This window comes from Oceanobacillus oncorhynchi, from assembly GCF_000821065.1.
GTDB classification, from domain to species: Bacteria; Bacillota; Bacilli; order Bacillales; family Amphibacillaceae; genus Oceanobacillus; species Oceanobacillus oncorhynchi.
Genome location: NZ_CDGG01000001.1, coordinates 2,139,669 through 2,163,618, shown reverse-complemented (window position 1 = coordinate 2,163,618; position 23,950 = coordinate 2,139,669). Strand labels below are relative to the sequence as shown.

At 39.4% G+C, this 23,950-nt stretch carries 21 protein-coding genes and 1 riboswitch; of the genes, 8 read left to right on the top strand and 13 right to left on the bottom strand.

Annotation, left to right across the window (positions count from 1 at the left end; all coding sequences use genetic code 11):
* Positions 1 to 131: 131 nt before the first annotated feature.
* From BN997_RS10240 to BN997_RS10195, 10 genes are all read right to left on the bottom strand, one after another.
* Complete coding sequence (locus BN997_RS10240; RefSeq protein ID WP_052484976.1) at positions 132 to 1,061, bottom strand: prenyltransferase; 930 nt, start codon at positions 1,059 to 1,061, stop codon at positions 132 to 134.
* A 114-nt stretch (positions 1,062 to 1,175) separates the two neighbouring features.
* On the bottom strand, positions 1,176 to 1,793 hold the full coding sequence (locus BN997_RS10235) for a DUF6944 family repetitive protein (protein WP_052484975.1): 618 nt from the start codon (positions 1,791 to 1,793) through the stop codon (positions 1,176 to 1,178).
* Between the two features lie 284 nt (positions 1,794 to 2,077).
* Positions 2,078 to 2,329, bottom strand: a complete 252-nt coding sequence (locus BN997_RS10230) for a hypothetical protein (protein WP_042531969.1) — start codon at positions 2,327 to 2,329, stop codon at positions 2,078 to 2,080.
* 381 nt (positions 2,330 to 2,710) lie between these two features.
* Complete coding sequence (gene ilvD / locus BN997_RS10225) at positions 2,711 to 4,381, bottom strand: dihydroxy-acid dehydratase (RefSeq protein WP_042535996.1); 1,671 nt, start codon at positions 4,379 to 4,381, stop codon at positions 2,711 to 2,713.
* A 380-nt stretch (positions 4,382 to 4,761) separates the two neighbouring features.
* Positions 4,762 to 5,073, bottom strand: a complete 312-nt coding sequence (locus BN997_RS10220) for a hypothetical protein (RefSeq protein WP_042531967.1) — start codon at positions 5,071 to 5,073, stop codon at positions 4,762 to 4,764.
* 272 nt (positions 5,074 to 5,345) lie between these two features.
* On the bottom strand, positions 5,346 to 6,683 hold the full coding sequence (locus BN997_RS10215; protein WP_042531965.1) for a CitMHS family transporter: 1,338 nt from the start codon (positions 6,681 to 6,683) through the stop codon (positions 5,346 to 5,348).
* Between the two features lie 159 nt (positions 6,684 to 6,842).
* The gene (locus BN997_RS10210; protein WP_042531963.1) at positions 6,843 to 7,571 is read right to left on the bottom strand and encodes a response regulator; all 729 of its coding nucleotides are present in this window, start codon (positions 7,569 to 7,571) and stop codon (positions 6,843 to 6,845) included.
* Positions 7,540 to 9,219, bottom strand: coding sequence for an ATP-binding protein (locus BN997_RS10205; RefSeq protein ID WP_042531961.1), 1,680 nt, complete (start codon positions 9,217 to 9,219; stop codon positions 7,540 to 7,542). Before BN997_RS10205 ends, BN997_RS10210 begins: the two co-directional genes overlap by 32 nt.
* 463 nt (positions 9,220 to 9,682) lie before the next feature.
* Positions 9,683 to 11,275, bottom strand: coding sequence for an ABC transporter permease (locus BN997_RS10200; RefSeq protein WP_042531959.1), 1,593 nt, complete (start codon positions 11,273 to 11,275; stop codon positions 9,683 to 9,685).
* The gene (locus tag BN997_RS10195; RefSeq protein ID WP_042531953.1) at positions 11,275 to 12,174 is read right to left on the bottom strand and encodes an ABC transporter ATP-binding protein; all 900 of its coding nucleotides are present in this window, start codon (positions 12,172 to 12,174) and stop codon (positions 11,275 to 11,277) included. The genes BN997_RS10200 and BN997_RS10195 overlap by 1 nt, the downstream gene beginning before the upstream one ends.
* A 273-nt stretch (positions 12,175 to 12,447) precedes the next feature.
* Between BN997_RS10195 and BN997_RS10190 the strand changes: the two genes are divergently transcribed.
* Positions 12,448 to 13,035 (top strand): TetR/AcrR family transcriptional regulator, encoded by a 588-nt coding sequence (locus BN997_RS10190; protein ID WP_042531951.1) that lies wholly within the window; start codon positions 12,448 to 12,450, stop codon positions 13,033 to 13,035.
* A gap of 45 nt (positions 13,036 to 13,080) precedes the next feature.
* On the opposite strand, the gene brnQ is transcribed toward BN997_RS10190, so the two are convergent.
* A complete protein-coding gene (brnQ, locus tag BN997_RS10185) occupies positions 13,081 to 14,418 on the bottom strand; it encodes a branched-chain amino acid transport system II carrier protein (RefSeq protein WP_042531949.1) in 1,338 nt (445 codons plus the stop codon).
* A gap of 257 nt (positions 14,419 to 14,675) precedes the next feature.
* On the opposite strand from brnQ, the gene BN997_RS10180 reads away from it, so the two are divergent.
* From BN997_RS10180 to BN997_RS10155, 6 genes are all read left to right on the top strand, one after another.
* Entirely contained in the window at positions 14,676 to 15,845 is a 1,170-nt protein-coding gene (locus tag BN997_RS10180; protein WP_175297086.1) for a pyridoxal phosphate-dependent aminotransferase, read from the top strand.
* A gap of 61 nt (positions 15,846 to 15,906) precedes the next feature.
* A riboswitch (SAM riboswitch) is annotated at positions 15,907 to 16,004 on the top strand.
* 142 nt (positions 16,005 to 16,146) lie between these two features.
* Positions 16,147 to 17,166, top strand: coding sequence for a methionine ABC transporter ATP-binding protein (locus BN997_RS10175; RefSeq protein ID WP_042531945.1), 1,020 nt, complete (start codon positions 16,147 to 16,149; stop codon positions 17,164 to 17,166).
* Positions 17,162 to 17,830 (top strand): methionine ABC transporter permease, encoded by a 669-nt coding sequence (locus BN997_RS10170; protein ID WP_139089063.1) that lies wholly within the window; start codon positions 17,162 to 17,164, stop codon positions 17,828 to 17,830. The genes BN997_RS10175 and BN997_RS10170 overlap by 5 nt, the downstream gene beginning before the upstream one ends.
* 14 nt (positions 17,831 to 17,844) lie before the next feature.
* Positions 17,845 to 18,990, top strand: a complete 1,146-nt coding sequence (locus BN997_RS10165) for an alpha-hydroxy-acid oxidizing protein (protein ID WP_042531940.1) — start codon at positions 17,845 to 17,847, stop codon at positions 18,988 to 18,990.
* A gap of 92 nt (positions 18,991 to 19,082) precedes the next feature.
* Positions 19,083 to 19,853, top strand: coding sequence for a 2-keto-4-pentenoate hydratase (locus tag BN997_RS10160; protein WP_042531939.1), 771 nt, complete (start codon positions 19,083 to 19,085; stop codon positions 19,851 to 19,853).
* Between the two features lie 28 nt (positions 19,854 to 19,881).
* Positions 19,882 to 20,100 carry a hypothetical protein gene (locus BN997_RS10155; RefSeq protein ID WP_042531937.1) on the top strand — a complete coding sequence of 73 codons (219 nt, stop codon included), beginning with the start codon at positions 19,882 to 19,884 and terminating at the stop codon, positions 20,098 to 20,100.
* A gap of 156 nt (positions 20,101 to 20,256) precedes the next feature.
* Here BN997_RS10155 and BN997_RS10150 read toward each other — a convergent pair whose 3' ends face one another.
* Both BN997_RS10150 and BN997_RS10145 read right to left on the bottom strand, forming a co-directional pair.
* Positions 20,257 to 21,381, bottom strand: a complete 1,125-nt coding sequence (locus BN997_RS10150; protein ID WP_042531935.1) for a tyramine oxidase subunit B — start codon at positions 21,379 to 21,381, stop codon at positions 20,257 to 20,259.
* Complete coding sequence (locus BN997_RS10145; RefSeq protein ID WP_042531933.1) at positions 21,378 to 22,724, bottom strand: sodium/glutamate symporter; 1,347 nt, start codon at positions 22,722 to 22,724, stop codon at positions 21,378 to 21,380. Before BN997_RS10145 ends, BN997_RS10150 begins: the two co-directional genes overlap by 4 nt.
* A 147-nt stretch (positions 22,725 to 22,871) precedes the next feature.
* Between BN997_RS10145 and BN997_RS10140 the strand changes: the two genes are divergently transcribed.
* Positions 22,872 to 23,717, top strand: a complete 846-nt coding sequence (locus BN997_RS10140) for a MurR/RpiR family transcriptional regulator (protein ID WP_042531931.1) — start codon at positions 22,872 to 22,874, stop codon at positions 23,715 to 23,717.
* Positions 23,718 to 23,950 lie beyond the last annotated feature (233 nt).

Below are 23,950 nucleotides of genomic sequence, written 5' to 3'. Positions count from 1 at the left end.
AGTGTATTTACAGTCTACTATTATGATGAAGTGGTTTACCCTTGTTTTGAAAAACTTTTCCGTAAAAAATCGCATCTTAAAAGCTGAATTTTTGTCCAACTCTTAACATGCGACCAAATATAATCCTTCTTTTAAACAAAGCTCCCCAGCCATATCGCGGTTACAAAAGCAAGAATAAGCAGTTTCTTCTCATCATTTGTTACTTTTTCTACATCGTCAATATCCATTTTTATCACGAGATAAATTGCATAAGTCAGTAGAATGCCAGCTCCTATTGCTCCAGCCGGCCGTGTAAAAGCTGTCCAAATAAGCAGCAAACCAATCAAGATAAAATAAAGCATGGCAGGCAGTTTAGCACCGCTTGCTCCAAACTTATTCTCTGCCCACACCACAGAGGTTTGCTTCAGGGGCACTGCTTTTCTATCCGCATGCCGGTCTGGAATATGATGAACCATTACCCACGCCATACACCAGATTGCATTGATTATTGCATTTTGCCATGTCCAGGCAGCAACTTGTCCGAGTAAAATCCAAGGAGCAGCGATTCCCAGCATCAGCATAGTTGGGAATAAACTGAGCCATTCTCCTGCAAATGGATAGTAGGCTAACTGAAATGGTTTTAGTGAGTAAGATACTGCTCCCCAGATACCGACCAAGGTTAATACAGCAAATTCCGTAAGACCGAGAAAAGCAAACAGGATAGCCATCAGCAATAAGAATATCGTCATCCAAATACCTAATTGCTTGAGCATTCCTACAGACATTGTGCCTGTCTGCAGCACTCTGCTGCCTCCGGAAAGTACACCGGGGCTGTATTGATCTGTGCCTGATTGATAATCTGCAATATCATTCAAGGTGTGAGTCAGCATGCCATGAATAAATACAGCGCCGATTAGTAATACGGAAGCAACGGTCATCACAGCGCCGGCCGACAAATCCGTATAAAATAAAAGCGGCAATACCGTTGATAAAATAGCTGCTATACTGGAAAAAACAACAGCAACAAGACGTAATAACATAACAATACTTTTTCGGGTGATAGCTGGTTGTGCTGGAATCATTATCATCATCCTTTTATAAGAAATCCGTTGATATTCATTTCCTTTTCTCTTAGCATACTAAACTTTTCTATCTTTTATACTAGTTCACTGCTAATAAAACAGCAACGTATCTTCTCAGGTTTCCCTCCCTAACGGAAATTCAAATTTACTGCGCTGGATGTGCATACCCGAAAATGACTTTTCATAATCAATATATGATGTTTTGCTTTGTACCAGAGCTTGGATAAAGGCGCCAATGGTTTGTATCCAGCTGCCAACAAAATCAATATGTTCTCCCCGCTCCCCTTTTAGTTCAATCATGCCTGACAAACCCTGTAACGCATTTCCGATCGATTGAAGCAGTGCTCCATAGATTTCATATAGCGTATCCATAGTTATCTCAGTGGTATCCAATAAATCAGGAAGAGCCATGCTGCTTCCGACAGCTTGAAATAAATTACCTTTGATGGTTACTTTTCTCTTTGTTTCTTCAGTAAATGAAATGACTATCCCGCTAATCACAACGGAGTTTCCAATCGCTTGAACTTGGTTTCCGAATTTGTTTAAAGTGAGCTTTTTTTCACTGTCGGCTGCTAAAGCACTGCCTGTAGCCTGCATGACATTTCCTGCTAAATCCAAATTCGTTTGCAGCGTTTCATTCAGTTTAGAGGAAGGCGTACTGGCTATAGCAGAAAGAAGGGTGCCTATGGCAGCCTCCCACGAACCGAATAACGCTTTCAGATTATTATCCATATTAAACGTCCTGCCTTGGGATTATTTAATAATCTATTCTAATGAACATAATTGGCAACGACAAATAGCAGCTATTTAAGCGGCGCTCCTATCCCCCTTATTTAGGTCCCCGGCTAAATAATTGTCAGCTGTTTAAATCGTAGTCACAAAGCTTCCGAATCATTCACTTGTGCAGTCATCAATAATAAAAAAGAGATGCTGCCGCTTTCTATACATTGTTCCCTGATTAAACATGGCTCGCCTGAAAATTTATTACTCATCCAACTTCTTTAACCGTTCATTTTTCATTCCGTTTTGTTCTGAAATGCATCTAATTTCCTTTCTATTGCAGCCAGTCTTTCCTCCAGCTGCTGGTCCTTCTCATTTTGCTCTTCCGATTCCTGTAAAAATTCATCGATTGCCAAGCTGGCAGCATAGGTGCTGGTAGCATCCCCCAATGTAGCTAACAGACCGCCAATCAAAGCTAATTTTAAGCTATAAGAAACTTGTATATCTTGATCTGAATGGTTAGAATGATTATCCTTTTTTTCATCCATTTCCCCTCAACCTCTCGCTTCAAATCATCTTCCGTTATTTATCGCAGTGTAACTGGCTGGGACTAGGACTGCGGTTACTCGCCCCACCGAAAACCATTGCGATTACTTGCCTCATCGAAGGACTTTTGTAAGGCTTCCACTTTAAGAATAGAAGGAACTGGAAAATTCTAAGTGGGAGACCCAACAGCCAGTAACGGCCCGATTCATTCAGCTAACAACTCTTTATGATGGGGCGGGTAATCGCAACCCCAATCAGTGGGGATGAAAAGAAAACCCCCACTGATTGAAGTTTCACTTTATATTATTCAAACTAGACGTTTATCGTTAACATCCTATCAAGAAAAAACGTCACAGCGATTAAACTGTGACGCAGATTTTCAATTATATTTCCATCACTCCGCCAGTGTTCGCAGAAGTGACAAGTTTAGAATAGCGGCCAAGCCACCCTTTTTTCACTTTTGGCTCAAAGCCTTTCCAATTTGCTTTGCGTTTTTCAAATTCTTCATCCGAAACAAGTAAATTCATTTCACGGTTTTCAAGATCTAATTCAATTATATCTCCATCCTCTACAAAGGCAATTGGACCGCCTTCTGCAGCTTCTGGTGAGATATGGCCGATAGAAATCCCTCTGGATGCGCCGGAGAAACGTCCGTCAGTAATTAAACCAACCTTCGCACCAAGCCCCCGTCCTACAATCTGTGAGGTCGGCGCAAGCATTTCCGGCATTCCCGGTCCGCCTTTAGGGCCTTCATAACGTATTACTACAACATGCCCTTCTTCTACTTTGCCGGATTCAATTCCTTCTAATGCTTCTTCCTGTGAATCAAAGCAGACAGCCGGCCCTTTGAAATACCCGCCTACCTCTGGGTCAATAGCGCCTACTTTGACGATAGAGCCATTTGGAGCCAGATTCCCAAACAATACGGCCAGTCCACCTCGTTCGGAATGCGGGTTATCTAATGTATGAATAACATCTGTGTCCAGAATTTCCGAATCTTGAACGTTTTCCCGGATTGTTTTCGCAGATACACTTAAATTTTCTCCATGAAATGCCCCTGGCTTTTTCAATAATTCATTAATAATTGCACTGATTCCACCCGCTCTGTCAACATCTTCAATATGATAATTTGATGCCGGAGCAACCTTAGCCAAATGCGGCACACGATTTGCGATTTCATTAATACGTTCCAGCGGATAATCTACTTCTGCCTCATGGGCCAAAGCCAATGTGTGCAATACTGTATTCGTCGATCCGCCCATTGCCATATCTAATGCAAAGGCATTATCGATTGCTTCCTTCGTTACGATATCGCGCGGTTTGATATCTTTCTTGATTAATTCCATTAATTGTTTTGCAGAACGTTTTACAAACTCTTTACGTTCTTCTGCAACAGCAAGAATTGTCCCGTTTCCTGGAAGCGCAAGTCCAATTCCTTCTGCCAGACAGTTCATTGAATTCGCTGTAAACATTCCCGAACAAGAGCCGCATGTCGGACATGCATTTTGCTCTAACTCTAGTAATCTTGCTTCATCAATTTTTCCAGCTTGATAGGCTCCTACTCCTTCAAAAACAGAAGTCAGGGAAAGCGGATTACCAGCACTGTCTGTACCAGCCTTCATCGGACCGCCGCTGACAAAAATAGATGGGATATTTACACGAAGAGACCCCATCAGCATCCCCGGTGTAATTTTGTCACAGTTGGGAATACACACCATTCCGTCAAACCAGTGCGCATTTGCCACCGTTTCCACAGAATCGGCAATCAGCTCCCGGCTCGGCAGGGAATATCTCATTCCAATATGCCCCATCGCAATGCCATCATCTACCCCAATCGTATTCATTTCAAATGGTATTCCGCCAGCTTCCCGAATTGCTTCTTTTACAATTTTTCCGAATTCTTGTAAGTGAATATGTCCTGGAACAATGTCTATATAAGAGTTGACCACCAGAATAAATGGTTTTCCTAAGTCTCTTGTTTTTACTCCTGCAGCATGTAGCAGGCTTCGATGCGGTGCACGATCCACACCTTTTTTTATCATATCGCTGCGCAATTCCGCCAATTTCCTTACCTTCTTTCTAAGATTTTTACTAAAAGATTAGAGAATAGCTCTCTTCCCTTGCTTATTCTGGAATGCCTCAGACACATCACTTATCTGAAATAATTTTCAACAAATTAAGTTTACTAACTATTTCAAGCTACTGCTTCTAAAAATGATTGTATCGAAAATAAACATTCTAATTTTTCTTATTTTACTACTTCTGGATAGAAATTTATATACTAAATGACAAATTAAATGAAAATATTAAAAGATTTTGGCAGATTATGTAACAAAATAGCGAAATCTTTACTTTTTATCGCAGTGTAACTGACTGGGACTGCGGTAAAGTAAATATATTCTTTAAAACCTGAATATTCTATCCGGATCAAAATTCAAACAAAATTCTTTATCGTATATTCTATTTCATCTATCCATTTCCGTCTGCCGAAAACAACAAATTGATACCTCTCCCCATTCCTTAAGGTGACTGTTAAGCCATTTGGGATAGGAATAAATAAAAGCTTATTTGCGGTTGCTTCTACCTGCTCAATCTCGTCTAAACCGATTGAGATGACACCGGATTGAATATTTACAGCATGCGGACGATGCGTTAATTCTGTTTCCGATAGAAATAACGTTCCTCCAGCTGCTTCGTACCCTTTCCAAAGGTTCGCCTTTCCTTTTTTGATTATATGTTCTGACATGCTAAACCTCCCATTTTGATTCCTCCATTTATAAAATGCAGGAATTGTATATAACTAAACAATTCCTGCATTCTGAGTAAACTAAACCCTTTCGATTCCCTTTCTTTATCGCTTAAAAAATTTATTAATCAGATAAAATTTTTCGTCTTCTGTTTCGTAATCAACGTCATTCGGTTTCACCTAATAATAAGAGGCACAAACTTCCCCATATAAAAGAGACAATCTTTGGTAAGCGATTGTCTCTTTTATATATAGTGTCAAATAGTGCCTTCCTAAATAACACCCATGAATACTGCAATAATTACTAAAACAATACTTAACCCCCACAACCAAGGAAGAGAATATTTGATATGGCGTCCCATTTCCAAACCTGACAAACCAAGCGCCAGCCAAACTGCAGGAGCAAGCGGACTAACAAAGGTCCCTACGATGTTTCCAATAATCATCGCGTATGCAGTAGATACGGATTCTACGCCAAAGCCTGATGCAATCTGTTCCACAACTGGAAGTATTCCGAAATAATATGCATCTGTACTTGTGAGCAAGTCAAGAGGTACTCCTAGGAAGCCGATAATCAGATGTAAATATGGCCCGACGGCTTCCGGCATGATGGACACACCATCTTCCGCTATAGCATCCATCATTCCTGTCCCTGTTAAAATCCCCAAAAATGTTCCAGCAGCTAAAATAATCGTTGCCATCGTTAAAGCACTTGAGGCATGTGCTTTAATTCTCTCCGTTTGATCATTCATTTTTGGATAATTGATTGGTAATGCAAAACCAAGTCCAATCATAAACGCAAGTCCAGCCGGGATAATCCCAGTTACTAACAGTGCAATAACACCTAATGTAATAATCGTATTTATCCAAAGCAATTTGGGACGCGCGTTCGGATTTTTATTGGGGGAACTTTTCTCCCCGTCAGCGCTATCAATATCTATATTTTCTGCAATATTCTCCAGTGCTGCAGCAGCCTCCATTTTCCCAAAGCGCCGTTCAATTCTCTTTTTTTCCCTAAATCCAAGAAATATAGCTATACCAATCATTAATACCATTCCAATGATTTGTACTGGTATAAGAGGATACCATAATTCCGTAATATTCATACCTAAAACAGAAGCAGAACGCCCTAAAGGCCCTCCCCACGGAACCATGTTCATGATGGCTGCACTTCCTGCAATCAAAAGAAGCAGCAAATATGGATTCATGTTCAAACGTTTATATAGCGGAAGCAGTGCGGGAATCGTAATGAGAAATGTCGACGCTCCAGAACCATCCAACTGTGCAACAGCTGCAATAAATACAGTAGCTACACTAACGGCAATAACATTCCCGCGGGAAATCGCAACCATTTTATTAATTAATGGATCAAATAATCCAGCATCCGACATCACCCCGAAGAAAAGAATTGCAAAAATGAACATAACAGCAACGTCGATTACAGTAGCAATTCCTTCATTAAAAAATTCTCCAATTTCTCCTAAACCAAAACCTGCAATAAATGCACCTAAAATAGGTATTAATACCATCGCAATAATCGGCTGAACCTTACCTCGAATCAATAAAATAACAATTGCCAGTATTGTTAAAAATCCTATTAAGCTTAACATCCCTATCTCCCCTTATTTCATACTATTGATTATCTCTCGTAATTACTAGCTAGTTACGCCCTTTTTTGAAAGCGTTAACAAATTTTTCGATTAATAAATAAAATAGCATGAAAAAAAAGAAGGCGGAACCTTCTTCTCATAAGTTGTTTATTTGTTATATTATTCATTTTGTTCATAAGTTTCACGAAGTATATATTCTCGTTCTGGTCTGCCGACAGTACCGTATTTTAATGTTGTTTGGACCTCTTTCGCAGATACCAGGTATTCCAAATAACGGCGTGCCGTAGACCTGCTCGTTCCAATTTTACTGCTCAGTTCCACGGCAGTAATCCCTTTCCCTTGATCTGCTTCCAAAAGTTGTTTGATATCATTCAACGTAATCGGATCAATTCCTTTAGGCAAAGTCGTATTAATGCTGTTCAAATTAGATGGATAGCTGGCGTCTGCAGCACCTGTAAAAGCGTCAATTTCCATTTGTCCTAACGTCTCTTTAGCAGAAAAAAATTTCCGATATTGCTTATACCGCTCCAAGGACTGCGCAAAACGCTCCGCATCGACAGGTTTTACAATATAATCAAAAGCACCTCCCCTTAGCGCTTCTTCAATGGTTACTGTCTCATTAGCAGCAGTAACAGGAATCAAATCAATTTCATGATAGAGATGACGTATTTGCCAAAGCAGATTCAATCCTTTTACATCAGGAATGTATATATCAAGCAGAATCAGCTGTGGAAGAGACGTACACTTTTTAAGAAAAGCAAGCGCCTCTTCTCCTGTTTTCACTACTTCCTGGACCATATATCCTTCTACCCTCTCTACATATCTCCGGTTGATTTCAGCAATTCGAAAATCGTCTTCAATAATAAGAACCTGTATGCTGTCCTTCATCCGAGTCGCCCCCATTTTTAGGTATAATCATTACAAAACAGGCACCGCCCATTTCTCCTTCTTCCAGCATGATTTGACCGCCTTGCTTTTGGACGGCATGCTGTGTCAACGCTAATCCTATTCCACGATTTTTCTCTCCTTTTGTGGAATACCCCTGTTCAAAGATATGGGCAGCTGCCTCCTCTGATATACCCTGACCAGAATCATCCACCTCTACCACAATATCGTCCCCAATATCTGTGAAAAAAAGATTAATCTGCCGCTCCTTCTCCTGATTACCTTTTACGGCTTCCAGCGCATTTTCAAGCATATTTCCAATTCCAGTAATTAATGTCTCCTGTTTATCCCCGCCGTAAACATGATTGAGTTGACTGTCCGGGTGGATGGAAATAGTCACCCCAAGCTCATTCGCCTGATTGATTTTCCCTTGTAAAAGTCCCTGAACTACCGGATCGGCTGCATGCTTCGTTAAGATTTGCGATTGCTTCTCTTGAATATTTCTTTTCTTTTTAATAAAATCGATGGCTTCTTCTCGCTCCCCTAATTGAAGCAAGCCGAGAATGGTATATAAACTATTGGAAAATTCATGTGTTTGAGCACGCTGGGCATTTGCATACTGTTTAATTTGCTGAAGCTCCTGCGTCACATGCTCTATTTCCGTTTTTTTCCGGAAAGTAGAAACCGCCCCAGCTATTTTCCCTTCCATATAGACAGGTACTTGATTTACTAAAACAATGGATTCACCAAATATCATTTCTTTGTCGTACTGGCTCTTCCCGCTTTTCAATACTTCAAATAAACCCGTATTGGGAATGAATTGATCAATTGATTTCCCAGAAACATGCTCAAACTGCTGATCCTCACGAAACAGGATTTGTTTTGCTGCTTTGTTTATCATCGTTATCATTCCATTATGATCAACCGCTATCATTCCTTCATGTGTGGATTGCAATATTGCTTCCTTTTGCAAAAGTAAATAAGAAATATCTTTTGGCTCCATATTGAATAATAGCTTTTTGATATGATGGGCAATAAAAATGGCACCTGCAATACCTAATACAACAATTCCTATCATGGTAAGCCACAGGGACTTGCTCTGATTCGCTATAATGCTTTGGACATCCTCATTTAGAAAGCCTACGGATACTACGCCGATGATATTCCCTGTCTCATCTCTTACTGGCACTTTTCCGCGAATAGACAATCCAAGTGATCCCTCGCTCTGAGATACATAAGCTTCTCCTTCTTGTAAAGCACGAGCATTATCTCCGCCAATCATTTTTTCCCCGATTCTTCCTGGGTCTGGATGGGAATAGCGGATTCCTTCCTTATTTCCCACAACAATAAATTCAGCAGCCGTTTCTTCCTGAATCGGAGCAACAATTTCCTGAATGACTGAAGCAGGATGATTTAACTCGAAGGCCGAACTGATTTCTGGTATATTAGCGACACTTTGAGCTACGCTTAGCGCACGTTTCCCAACCTGGTCTTCAATGGTGTTAGAAATAAACGAGTGGAGAAACCAAGTAAGAAGAATAAAAATACCCAAAATCAACAGGCTAATCAGAATAATCATTTTGCTTTTTAAACTCAATGTTGCTTTAGGTTCCAAATTTCTCTTATTATTTGGCTTATGAAAATGAAACATATTGTTGATCTCCTCGTTATGTAAAGCTTGCAGGAAAGATTGTGTATAGGCAGCTTTAACCAAATCTCCCTGTCTCAAGCTTTTCTAATTATCTCTGCCATTCTATTATAAGGGGAAAGAGATAAGTATGTCACTTTTTCGATAAACATACTAGCCTTGTATAATCCCCATTGCATTTATCTGATCATTGATTGTAAGTCCTTATCTCTAACTTCTTCCACAGAGTGTCCTTGACTATTTTTTCAAGGCGGCAGATGTCCTTTTCCTATGGTTTTCTCTTTCTTGACAGTACACATCATTTCGAATGCATATTGATTTCCTTTTTCACATTCTATTATTTTGCAAATAAAAAAAGTAACCCCTTACGGCAATCGAGTTAAAGAGGTTACTTTCCATTAAATTATCATTATATACCGGATTTAAACGTTGTATGAATTTTCTGCAGACATGATTTTTCTATCTATTATCCTTCTATATCACGTCGCTTATACCCCCATGCACCAATAAATATCAATAATACACCTATTCCAGAGAGAATCAATAGAGAGGCATAAGACAGTTCCTCACTGGGGTAAACTGGAACATGTTCATAGACCGATAGATTTATTACCCAATCCGGAAGCTCTAAAATATCTCCTAAATAGATGACGATAAACCCGTAAACGAGGAAGAGCCACACAAGTGAAGTTGCTCTGGGAAGCCAGCCGATTAATAAAACAGCCAAGCCTAACACAAGCAGAACCGCTGGAATATACACAACGGAAGCTCCCATGACATCTCCAAGAGGCATCATGTCCTCACTGATAACCGTTCCCACACTCCATAATGCAAACGCCTGTAATATCGGCAGCAGAATCGCAATTAGAATAGCCGGAACAAGATAAGCCCTCAGCAGCTGCATCCGTGACACTGCCCTGCTGAATACAAGTTCTGTCCGATTGGATTTTTCTTCTCCGCGCAGCCTCAAAAAACTGATAATTACCGGCGCCGTAATAAATAATGTCATGATAGCCATCAATAAAACAATAAATTGCTCCATGACATTTCCTTCGCCTGTTAAAAAGGCTTGCATCGCTTCATTCTCTAAAAAGAAGGCTTCTAAATCTCCTAATATAAGCGCAAAAACAATATGAAGCAGCAAGATGCCAATCGTCCATATGAAAATCATTGTTTTCTGTAAGCGGATGACCAGCCCGACCTTTGTTTTTAAAAAGGCAGAAGCACGCACTGAACCTGCCCGTTCAGGTAATAACCCATCCCCTATATCACGTTTTGCCTGCAGTATAAATGCTATAATACCTAGTCCCAGACTGCTTACCAGCAATAAACCGATTGGAAAGATGTTATTGTCCACAAAAACATACGCTCTTGATAACCAGCCAAGCGGACTGATCCAAGATAAAAACGCCGCTTCCACATCCCCGACAGCTCGTAAAATATAGAAGAAAAACAACGCACCAAACCCCAAAATACTAGTTCCTCTTGAAGTGACCGAAAAATGAGCAAAGAATGCTGTCATAGTACCAAACAGCAGTCCAAAGCTCCCCAAAAGACTGCTATAAAGGACAACTCCAGAAAATCCAAAGCCGTCTATCTGCATAAAGCCCATTGCTGTCGCAAGCAGGATAACGAATAAAACATTCGCAGACAGCATGACCATAAAGGAAGCCGTTAGATAGCTTAAACGTCCGACAGATCGAGATTGAACAAGCTCTAAGATGCCATTCTCCTCATCATCCCTTGTCAGCTTCGACATGAGTAAAATATTCATAATAGCCACCGCAATGGCAGAAAATAATAGCATCTCCAGCGCAAATAAGCTGCCAATCTTCTGGTAATGATCATACCCTATTCCAAGCATGGCAATCATGGCCGGATTTTCCATCGTCATGGAATAAGCTTCTCTGGATGCCTGATCAGGATACAGGTCTGGGTACGCATAAGCTACAGAGCAGCTTACCAGAACAAGTCCAGACAGCCACAGCAGCAGCCGCAGTCGATGCTGTCTCATTAAAATAGGGAACAATATCCCCGTTCCTTTGATATGTTTTCTCATCACGCATTCTCCTCGCTGCTTCGTCCCTCGTAATGACGCATAAATAAATCTTCCAGCGTCGGCGGAGTGCTTTCTAGTTTCCGTACGCCATATTTATTTAAATAGTTGATAATCTCCTCCATATGATCTGTATCTGCCTGAAAAGTAATTTGTCCTTCTGCTTCTTCTAACTGGTGTACACCGGACAGATTTGCGAATCCTTCTGGAATTTCTCTGGTTTCTACCTGCATCTGCATTCTTGTTAAATGACGCAAATCATCCAGTGTACCTCTTTCAATGATTTTTCCTTTGCGAATAATTGCAACACGATCACAAAGCTTCTCGACCTCCGATAAAATATGACTGGATAAAAGTACTGTCTTCCCTGCTTCTTTCATTTCTCTTACACCCTGCTGAAAAATATGCTCCATCAGAGGGTCAAGTCCCGAGGTCGGCTCATCCAGGATAAATAAATCAGCTTCTGAAGCAAAGGCAGCTATCAGAGCAATTTTTTGCCGGTTTCCCTTCGAATAAGACCTTGCTTTCTTCGTCGGGTCAAACTGAAATCGTTCTACCCATTCATCACGTTTTTTCTCAGAATAGCTCCCGTTCATTTTCAGTAAAACATCAATCACTTCTCCGCCCGTTAAATTGGGCCATACATACACATCTCCCGGTACATAGGCACAGCGTTTATGAATATCTGCAGCGTCCTTCCATGCATCCTTCCCAAATAAGGTTGCGCGCCCCTCTGTTGCCTTTAACATTCCTAATAAAATACGTATCGTTGTTGACTTCCCCGCTCCATTCGGTCCGATAAATCCATAAATTTCTCCTTCTCTTAATTCCATTGACACGTGATCCAGTGCTTGAAAATCACCAAATCGTTTTGATACCCGGTCCAGCTGCAGTACAGTCATAAGAAATCCTCCCCTGAAAGTTTTGAAATATTTAACCTGATATATTTCATAATATAGATAAAATAATTTTACGTCAATAAGTTTTGAAATATTATTATATTTATATTTCATTTCTAAATGTGATATGATAAAGTAAAACCTTATTCAGTGAGGGCTTTTCGACACACAGCTCTATACGATGGGACGAGTAATCGCAATGGTTTTCGGTGGGGCGAGTAACCGCAGTCCCAGTCCCATCCAGTTACACTGTGATAATTACGGGGGTGACAGGCTATGGATGGATTTGAACGCAGAACATCAATCAAAAAAGAAAAGATTTTAAATACAAGCGCAGCATTATTTAAAAAAAATGGCATCAAAAAGGTTTCCATCTCAAAGATTGCAAAGGAAGCAAATGTGTCGCAGGTAACCATTTATAATTATTTTGATAGCAAGGAAAAATTATTGCATGAAGTGCTTGTCTACTATACGAATCAAATGTGGGAAATATATCATAAACTCATTGAAAAGCCGATATCGTATGAAGAGAAGATGAAGCAGCTTATCTTCTCTGAAGCACAAATCGTAAATGATGTACACGAAGAATTTTCCAATTATATGATGGAGCAATATAAAATACCAGGTAATTTTATCGAGCGTCTCTACCAGGAAAAGGCACTTCCAGCAATGATGCAGCTCGTTCAACAGGGCAGGGATGAAGGTTTTATTGATCCTGCTATCAGCGATACAGCTATCTTCGTCTACCTTCAGATGTTTAGCGATTATTTACAAAAAGGAGATGCCATCGAACAGCTCGTTCCGCTGACAGAAGAATTAATGAAGTTGTTTTTCTACGGAATTGCAGGAAAAAATGATAATTAAAAAACCTGGCTGTTAGATAAAAAAATCCAACAGCCAGGTTTTATTTTATTTTTTTACTTTCGAGACAATAATCATAATAACTGCGACAATAACTGCCGGCAAAAGCCAGCCCAAACCTTCTGCATAAAGCGGAAGAGTATCGCCTAGTGTCTCAATAAGCGTATCTAACCATCCAGGCAGCTCTAATTCTAATGACTGATAAAGCGCTACAAGACCGTCTATGATACTAAATATGAACGTAACTGCAATAGTCGGGATGTAGACAAGACGTGAATGGTTGAAAAACGGTGATACGAACGTCAGCAAAACTAATACCATTGCCAGCGGATATAAGAACATAAGTACCGGCGTAGAAAAAGCAATAATATTTTCTAAACCAAAGTTAGCTATGACAAAAGTTAAAATGGAAAAGAAGAATACCCATGGCTTATAAGCAATCGCCGGAAACAAGGTATGGAAATACTCTGCATTTGCTGTAATCAGACCAATAGCAGTGGTCAAACAAGCTAATATAATAATAGCAGCCAGCAAAATCGTTCCAAATGTACCGAAGTAATACGCTGCAGCACCGCTTAACACAGGCCCTCCATTTTCCAATACACCTAATTCTGTCACACTTGTTGCACCCAGGTAAGAGATTCCTACATAGATGATAACCAGCAGTGCTGTCGAAGTTAAGCCTATCTTCGTCACCGCAGAGAGAATTTGATTATTATCTGTAATTCCAAACCCTTTGATAACATTAATAATAATAATCCCAAATACCAGTGCTGCCAAAGCATCCATCGTATTATAACCTTCTAAAAATCCGATAAAAAAGGCGGAAGTCTGGTATGCTTCCTCTGGAGCCTGAATCGTCCCCATCGGATTAAAGAGGGCAACTGCCAATAAAACAAGCAGTAAAACAACCAACACTGGCGCTAAAAATTTCCCAATATTATCAACAATTTTAGATGGAAATAACGAGACAAGCAGGGCAATTAAGAAAAAGACTCCGGTAAAAATCAAGAGAACCGTTGATTGAGATCCTTCGCTTACATATGGACCAATACCAACCTCATAAGCCACTGTTCCTGTTCTTGGAGCTGCAAAGAATGGTCCGATTGTTAAGTAAAGTAACGCCGTAAACCCAAGACCATAAACAGGATGGACACGGCTGGCAAGCTCCTGCAGATTATTTTTTCCAGAGAAGCCCATTGCCATAATACCCAGAAAAGGCAACCCTACTCCAGTGATTAAAAAGCCAATCGTAGCCGGGGTAATATTATCTCCTGATAATTGTCCGAGCTGTGCCGGGAAAATCAGGTTCCCCGCTCCAAAAAATAAAGCAAATAACATAAATGCAATTGCTAAATAATTTCCTATACGCAGTTTGGTATTCATTTTTATTCCTCCTACCTCCAAACCAAATAATTCTTGGAATTATCTAATTATTTAACATAATTTGACACGATTTCTATCTTACTACTTTCACATATGAAATGCAACGGAAAAAGGGATGAATAAGAGACACGGAAAAAATTCCCATCCTGCCTTGTTTTGCTGTTTTCTCATATTTTTTATAGACAATCGCACTGCAAACTTATACTATTAGATGTAATTATAAAATTCACAAACTAGTATAAAGAGGTCGATAGATGATGAAGTTATCCCGTCGTGTAGAAAAGCTTCCTGCTCAATTTTTTGCATCCCTTGCCGGCAAAGTCGCTGCAGCCCTGGAAGAAGGAAGAGATATTATCAATCTCGGACAAGGCAACCCGGATCAGCCGACACCGCCGCATATTATCCGTACACTTCAGGAAAGCGCCGAAAATCCGGCTGCCCATAAATATTCCCCTTTCCGCGGTACCGATGAATTAAAAGGGGCTGCAGCACAGTTTTATAAAAGAGAATATAATGTCGATTTAGATCCTGCTTCAGAAATTGCTATTTTGTTCGGAAGTAAAATTGGCTTGGCAGAACTCCCTTTAGCTGTTATGGATGAAGGCGAATTAATGCTCTTGCCAGACCCTGGATATCCAGATTATTTGTCCAGTGTTTCATTAGCAGACGTTACTTATGACACGTTTCCATTATTAGAGGAAAACAATTTTTTACCAGATTATGCTGCCCTGACGCCGGAACAAAAGAAACTTGCCAAGCTATTATATCTCAACTATCCAAACAACCCGACCGGAGGTGTCGCAACGAAAGAATTTTTTGAAGATACCGTTGCGTTAGCGAAGGAAAATGATATCGGTGTTGTTCATGATTTCGCTTATGGAGCCATCGGTTTCGACGGCTATCAGCCAATAAGCTTCCTACAGACAAAAGGAGCGAAAGATGTCGGCGTTGAGCTGTACACCCTTTCCAAAACCTATAATATGGCCGGCTGGCGAGTCGGTTTTGCTGCTGGCAACAAAGATATGATCGAAGCGATTAATATTCTGCAGGACCATTTATTTGTCAGTCTTTTCCCAGCTATTCAAAAGGCAGCTGCGGAAGCATTATTAGGGGACCAAAGCTGTGTCACCTCGCTTGTGGAACGCTATGAACAGCGCAGAGATGTTCTCATAGAAGAATGCAGACGTATCGGCTGGGAAGTCACTGCACCGAAAGGCTCTTTCTTTGCCTGGCTCCCTGTACCAGCGGCATTTACAAGTGAAACATTTGCTGATTATTTATTACAAGAGGCGGATGTAGCCGTTGCAGCCGGGAATGGTTTCGGAAAGAATGGAGAAGGTTATATACGCGTCGGATTACTCGTAGAAGAGAATCGTATTCGCGAAGCTATTCGACGTATTGAGAAACTGCAGCTGTTTCAAAAATAAATATTGACGAAACTTGTAAAATAAGATACTTTTAAAGAATACAATTCAATTACTACCACACCTCTTATCCAGAGCAGCTGAGGGACTGGCCCGTTGAAGCTCGGCAACCTTAAAAAAAGGTGCTAATTCCAGCAAGACACCCGTCTTGAAAGATGAGAGCAGAAAATAAGATTACATTTTCGAGCCTCTCTTACCCTAGAGAGGCTCTTTTTTAGAAATTGTATCGATTCTGACAAGACAGCTGCAAACAATATTACCTATCAACTGCAGCATAATGATAGAAAGGCAGGAAAAACAGCAGATGATCAAATTAGAGAATGTCACAAAAGTTTTCCCCTCCAAAAAAGGAAAGGATGTTACTGCACTGGACGATGTGTCGATTTCTGTCAATAAAGGAGAAATCCATGGCGTAATCGGCTACAGCGGTGCAGGAAAAAGTACATTAATTCGCTGTGTCAATTTACTGGAGTCTCCTTCGAAAGGAAAGGTTTGGATTGATGGAACCGACTTAACGAAGCTGTCAAAAGAAAAGCTCCGGCAAACAAGACAAAAGGTCGGCATGATTTTTCAGCATTTTAATTTATTAAGGACTGCCAGTGTCTATGATAACATTGCGATTCCATTAAAATTACTCGGCGTACCGAAGGCAGAGGTTAAGGAAAGAGTCATGAAATACTTAGATATTGTCGATTTATCTGAGAAAAAAGATGCTTATCCTTCCCAGCTTTCCGGCGGTCAAAAGCAGCGTGTCGCTATTGCCAGGGCGCTGTCACAGGAGCCACAGGTCCTCCTGAGCGATGAGGCAACCAGCGCACTCGATCCAGAAACGACAAATTCCATTCTCGAACTATTATTAAAAATTAATGCAGAGCTTGGGATCACAATACTATTAATCACGCACGAAATGAACGTTATCCAAAAAATATGCGATTATGTCTATGTTATTGAAAATGGAAACCTCATTGAACAAGGTTCGACGATAGAACTATTTACAAAACCTAAACAGCCGACGACTAAAAAGTTCTTAAATACCATTTCACAACGAAAATTATCGGATCGTTTAATTGATGAATTGAATTTAGAAGGCAAAGTAATTCGTTTAACCTTCCTTGGTGAAAATACAGGTCAGCCGCTGTTGTCTAAGGTAACACAGCAATTTTATGTAGAGCCGAATATTCTGACTGCCAATATTATCGAATTAAAAAATGGCATTGTCGGCAACCTTGTCGTTCATTTGATTGGCAGTGAGCATCAAGTAGAACATTCTCTCTCCTTCTTAAAAGAACAAGGCGTAGAAGTAGAAGAATTGGGGGTGAATTAACATGCAGGCATTTATTGATCAATGGGGTTCAGAGTTTTATGATGCCATAATAGAAACTCTTCAAATGGTTTTAATCTCTTTGTTTTTCGCTGTTATTATCGGCGTTATTTTAGCTATTCTATTAGTTTTGACACGTCCGGGACAACCCTTGCAAAATAAGTTTGTTTATCAGTCTTTAAACCTGCTGATTAACGTCATCCGGTCCATTCCATTTATTATTCTTTTATTCTTTATGCTTCCTTTCACCAAATTGATTGTAGGTGTAACCATTGGTGTAAAAGGAGTTATTGTGCCGCTCGTTGTCAATGCAGCTCCTTATATCGCCAGACTGATTGAATCCTCCCTGTTAGAGGTCAACCAAGGTGTTATCGAAGCATATCGAGCGATGGGAGTAAAGACACATCAAATTATTTGGAATGTGATGCTGCGTGAAGCGAGACCAGCCATTGTTCTTGCATTAACCATCGCAACAATCAGCCTTATCGGGGCAACTGCTATGGCCGGATTAGTCGGCGCTGGAGGCCTGGGTGACTTAGCTTACCGATTTGGACACTTGCGTTATGAAACAGACGTCATGTACGTTACGGTTATTATGCTCGTTATTATCGTTCAAGGTCTTCAGTCTCTTGGAAACCGACTCGCCGAACGATTGAAAAAAGATTAATTGGAGGAAAAAATATGACAACCTCATCCAAGAAAGGCTCTTTCTTAGAGCATATAACCATACAAGATTCCTTTCCAATTGGCACTGCACAGCTTGAAGCTGCAGCAAAGCATGCCCTGCCGGCAGAAGTATTTGGCCACATCCGCTCTGGTGCCGGCGGGGAAGAAACGTTAAGAAAAAACAGAGAAGCCTTTGAGAAATATTCGATTATTCCCAGGTTTTTACGTAATGTCTCCGAAGTAGACACATCTATACGTATTTTAGGAAAAGAATATGCTTCCCCATTAATGGTCGCTCCGATAGGACATTTAAAAATGGTTCATGAAGAACCTGACTTTGCCATTGCAAATGTTGCGGCTTCGATGAATATTCCATACATTCAAAGCACTGTTACAGCAAGATCTATCGAAGAAGTCTCGGAAGCTGTTCCTCATGGACCAAAATGGTTTCAATTATACTGGTCCAATAATGATGCTATTTCCTACAGTATGGCAGAACGCGCAGAAAAAGCCGGATATGAAGCGATAGTGGTCACCGTGGATACTATGATTCTCGGGTGGCGTGAAGATGATATGAGGCATCAGTACTCCCCATTGAAAAAAGGGTATGGAAAAGCAAACTATGTCCAGGATCCTGCATTTCAAGAAGGCTTAAAGGATGGACAGGATGAAGTTGAATCAATTATTGAAAACCTTCATCACCCATCCCTTCATTGGGACAATATAACGGCATTACGTCAACGTACGAAGCTGCCAATTTTTCTAAAAGGCATCCTTCATCCTGAAGATGCAAAACAAGCAATAAAAGCCGGAATAGACGGGATTATTGTCTCCAATCATGGCGGCAGACAAATGGACGGAATCATACCAAGTCTGGAAGCATTACCAGCTATACGCGAAGCTGTTGGTCCAGATTTCCCCTTGCTGCTTGATAGCGGCATCCGCCGGGGAGCAGATGTCATCAAAGCCCTGGCGCTTGGCGCAGATGCGATTTTATTTGGGCGTCCGTATACCTACGCGCTTGCACTTCAGGGAGAAGCAGGCGTTCAGAAGATATTCGCTAACCTTGCGCAAGAAGTTGCTGTATCGATGGCATTATCTGGAGCTAAGACAATAGAAGAAGTAAAGCAGCTCACATTGAAAATTGCTGCTGATAACTAAGTATATATACAGAGCGGCCTCTTGACGGAGACGCTCTTTTCTTTCATCATAATCATATAATATTATGAAAAAGCTATAAGGAGATTTTAAGCATGAGCGTTATTCCCGAAATTTTAGCACATATCGAAACAGCTTACGAGGCGCATAAGCCCGTTTCATTTATTCGTGAAAACTATACAATCAGCGAAGATGAAGCATATCAAGTGCAACATGCGTTTATTAACAAACGTGTTCAGGAGGGTGATTCGGTCGCGGGCTATAAAATCAGTATGACCAGCAAAGAAACACAGGCAATTGCTGATACACACGAGCCTGCCTACGGAACCATTCTGACATCACAAGTGTTACAGGGAGATGCTGAGTATGCCCTATCCCATTTATTCTCTCCCTTGATTGAACCTGAATTGATGTTTTTCATCAATGAAGATATCTCAAACAACGCAGATGTTCAGGAAATCATCGAAAAAACTTCTGTTGCTCCGGGAATTGAAATTCCAGATGCAAGATATATCAACTGGTTCCCGAATTTTTCATTAATGGATTTGCTATCTGACAATACAGCAACAGGCAGAATAGTTACAGGCAGCCCTGTTCCTTCTCCCAGCATAGAAAAGCTCGGTGCAATTGATCTCGATTTAAAATATAATGGAAAAACAACACATACCGGATGCTCTGATGCGGTATTAGATAATCCTGTCAATGCGGTTAAATGGCTTGTGGAGAAATTAGCCAGTCATAACTTGTCTTTGCAAAAAGGCATGGTGGTTTCTTCTGGAACATTTATTTCGCCATTTGAAGCAGAAGCAGGTGAATATCTTGCCAGCTACCGTGATATTGGCAGTGTGAAAATAACCTTGATTTAAGCGTGATATAGAGAATATGGGGTGACTTATGATAAATAGGAAAGAGAATATTATATCAGGGGTTTTATTTATTATTGCAGGGATTTTAATTACTTTTTTCTTAAATACAGCAACTATGATTATTGCACTTTTTTTAATTACTGTACCTGCAATTTACGATTGTTACAAGAAGCCGACACTTGCTAAAATACTTTTTTATATTATTGTATTTGGAGCCTTTTCTGTTTACCTTGTTTTCTATATTTAGAATAAGAAGTAACATCAGGCAGTGGATGGTGTTACTTCTTATTCAAGTCTTAAGTTAAAGATGGGATTGCTATTCATAATCAATCAGAATAGCAATCCATTATTTTTTCTATTATTCAATTTAGCTGCAGAATTCAATGAAAACAGGAAAACTAATTTATTTTGTTAAATAGGAGCTCTCCCATAACGGAAGCGCTGTTCCAATATTGTTCTTTAATGCATTTTGATATACTTTATATGCCCAGGCAACGTCTTCTGTAGGAAGACCTCCAGTCATACAAATAATAACTTCATCTTCTGTATTTCTTCCCGTCTTTTGACCTGAAATAATATCCCCGATATCATCAACCGTGCTGTCATCAAATTCACCGTTATGGATGAGCTCTAATAGTTGACCTGACATCGTCCAATCACGAATGCTGGCTATACCATCAGGATGTGATAATCCATCTTCCAGCCATTTTTTATGCATAGACCATAAATCTGAAACGATTCTTGATTGATTGTAAACTTCTTGAGATAAATCTGCTGCTCCTGTAAGAATGATAAGCGCCCCAGGCTTTATACTTTCCTTCTTTATTTCTGGCTTAATTTTCCCAGATGTAGCAACAGTTACAATATCGGATTGCTGAATACAGTGATCCAAATCATCGACTACTTCAACGAAAAGATTCAATTGCCTTTCCAATTTATCAGCAATTTGTTTTCCTTTTTCTAAATTAATATCAAAAAGGACAATCTTTTCAAGCGTACTAACGGAACTTGCTATTGCTTCGATACAAGACTGATTGATTGCACCGCCTCCAACAGCACCTAAAACTTTTGCGTCTTTCTTAGCAAGATGTTTTGAAATAACTCCAGGCACTGCACCCGTTCGCATAGAACTGATTAAGTTCCCCGCCATGATTGCCAGCGGTGCTCCTGTTTCTTTATCATTAAGTGTAAAAGTATGAATGGAACGCGGCAGTTCTTTATCCATATTTTCAACATTAGAGCCATACCATTTATTACCTATTACATCGAATGCTCCTCCGAGATAGGAAATAAGTGACATAAACCTTCGATCTGGACCTGCTTTTGGTATATTTTCAAATGGCTCCTCTTTATTAAACCAAAGCATTAAACCATGATCATTTCTGTTTGGTCCTCCCAGCATATAATCGCCTTTCCCTATAAGATGAAACATTTCCTCAATGGTGCTGACACATTCTTTCATATCAAGAACACCAGCCTCAATTAATTCTTCTTCCTGTAAGTATAAAAATTCTACCTTCTCACTCACTTTGATCTCTCCTTTGAATTTAATATAATCCATTTTTTATAGTAGGATACTGTTAATATCACGAAACTAATAACTATCGTAATCACGACAAAGAGCCAATGATGCCCATTTAATATAAGCAGCGGTGAAAATGTAATAATTGCGATTTCCACTGGCGCTATTGGTATATACGCCAACCCAAATTCATCTAACGTATTGCTTTTTAATTTTGGGTCAACGATTCTTAATAATGCAATTGCTGTTGCAACAGCCCCCGTAATCCACCCGAATGTAAAAATTCCTTTTTCAAACCAATTTTCCTGGAAATAATACCTTGATAAAACTTTATAAAAAATATAGCTGAGAATGATGCCAAATATAATAAGAATGCTAAATGGCACAATATTATCAGCAACTACCGTCAAGTTGATAGATGCAATGCCAAATGCAACTAGAAAATCAGTTGCATTCCCCCCTATACTGCTCATGATTTTATGATCAACATAATCGTCTGCTTTAATCCATTCTAAAAAATATCTCAGTAATAGACCGACTAAAAAAGCAAGAGAAAATGCTGGAATGGATAAACTTGCATAGAGTGATTCGCCCAGTTGGCTTAGATAATACCCAATTGAAGTAGCAATCAAAACAAGAATCAGATGAAATGCAAAAGGATCAATTAAAATACTTGATACTGTATTTTCTCCTAGTGGATCTCGCTTATCTTTCGGTAATAAACCAGATTTCAATTCATTGGGAAGCTTATCAAAACTGCTAATATAATTTGTATTTCCTTTATTTGCATTAGATTTTATTAATAGCAACCCTATTCCAATCGCTAAGATAGCTCCTATGGTTGCTGAAGTCATTGCTAATGTAGTAGCTTCTTCCCATCCCTGACTCTGGAAGGCTTCTCCTATTGCGGCTGCGGTGCCATGCCCTCCGACAAAACCTGCTGCAAGCAGCAAACCAAATCCATTATGCACATCAAATATCGGTACTAATAACGCTAATGCAAATAATAATCCCCCTCCCCACATAAGAAGCATAATAACCTGAGAATAAGACCATAATCTTCCTACTTTATCAAACATATCTGACCATTTAAATTTTGGTGTTGATAAAGGAAGCGCAGCAAATACTACTGCAATCAATAAAGAAGGATACGTGCTGATTAGTTCTGAAAATGGCAATATATTCAATCCATGGCTTCCTAAAAGCAAACCAAGGATTCCGGCAATAATACTTGCAGGCATAAACGACCGTTGAAATATTCCCACTTTTGCTCTCAGAAAAGTTCCAACCAGCAATAGTGCAGAAATGATACCAAAGTCGATTAAAATATCCCAAACATTAAACTCCATATTGTAACCCCTTTCATGTTGTTTTATAACACTATATCATTAATTTAGGAAAAAATAAACCAAAATATTTAAAAAGGAATTATTTTTCCTTAATTATAATATATTCTCCAAACTGGTATAATTATAATTACAAAGGAGGAATGAACTTTGGACTTAAAAGATAGATTAATAGCTATTCAGAATAATTTACCCCGTCAACAGCAAAGTCTGTGTAAATATGTTATTCAGAATATAGATGATGTATCAACAATGACGATTAATGAATTATCAAAAAACAGCCAGGTAGGGACAACAACCATCCTAAGGTTTATTGATAAAATTGGTTATAAAAAATATCCAGATTTTAAAAAGGACATCATCAAATATGCTTTCAATAATAAAAAAAATACATGGTGGCATTTACAAAAATCATTAGAGGAAATAGACGAATCAGAGAACTCCATGATGAAGGTTGGATATAGCAGCATACAAGATATTGAATCCATGTTAAGAGAGCTTGATTTAAAGCAATATACTCAATTTCTAAACATGCTCCTCCAATCAAAAAAGCTGTACTTTCTAGGCATGAGAACCTCGGTATCCATTGCGCTTTATTTTGAATTGATGCTTCGGGGAATCAGGGACAATATAACACAATTAAGCGGCAACAATGATTTCTTATATGATGAATCTTTAAAATTTCACCAAAATGATTTATTAATTGTAATTGCTTTGTCTCCTTACACAAAACAAAGCGTTGATTTTGTTAAATACTGCCGTAACCATAAAGACATCTCTATCGCTCTGATTACCGATATCGAAACATGTCCTATTATTCCTGATAGTGATGCACACTTAGTAGTCGGACAGAGTAAAAATCGCTACAGTATTATTCCTGCTATTGCTTTAATCGAATCACTCATCATTGACTTAGGAAAAAAAGATCCGGATTCTGTTGCTAAAATTTCAGAATTAAATAAGGTGCATCAAGATAATCATATTACTACAATGTAAATGAGCGGGTTGTGAAAACATCTATATAATATTTTTTGTGTTTAAAACTTAACTCCATTTTTTTATATCGATATTTTTCATAGTATAAAAAAAGAGCGTCATCTGTTAAAGTAAAAAATAAAGCTTATAAACACACTTCAAACAGTAGGTATTTTTGTTTTTCTCCCACTGATTGATTAGTTGAGCGGTTCAGGGAGTTAGCGCCTTTATCTCCTGACTAAATAATTTTATTC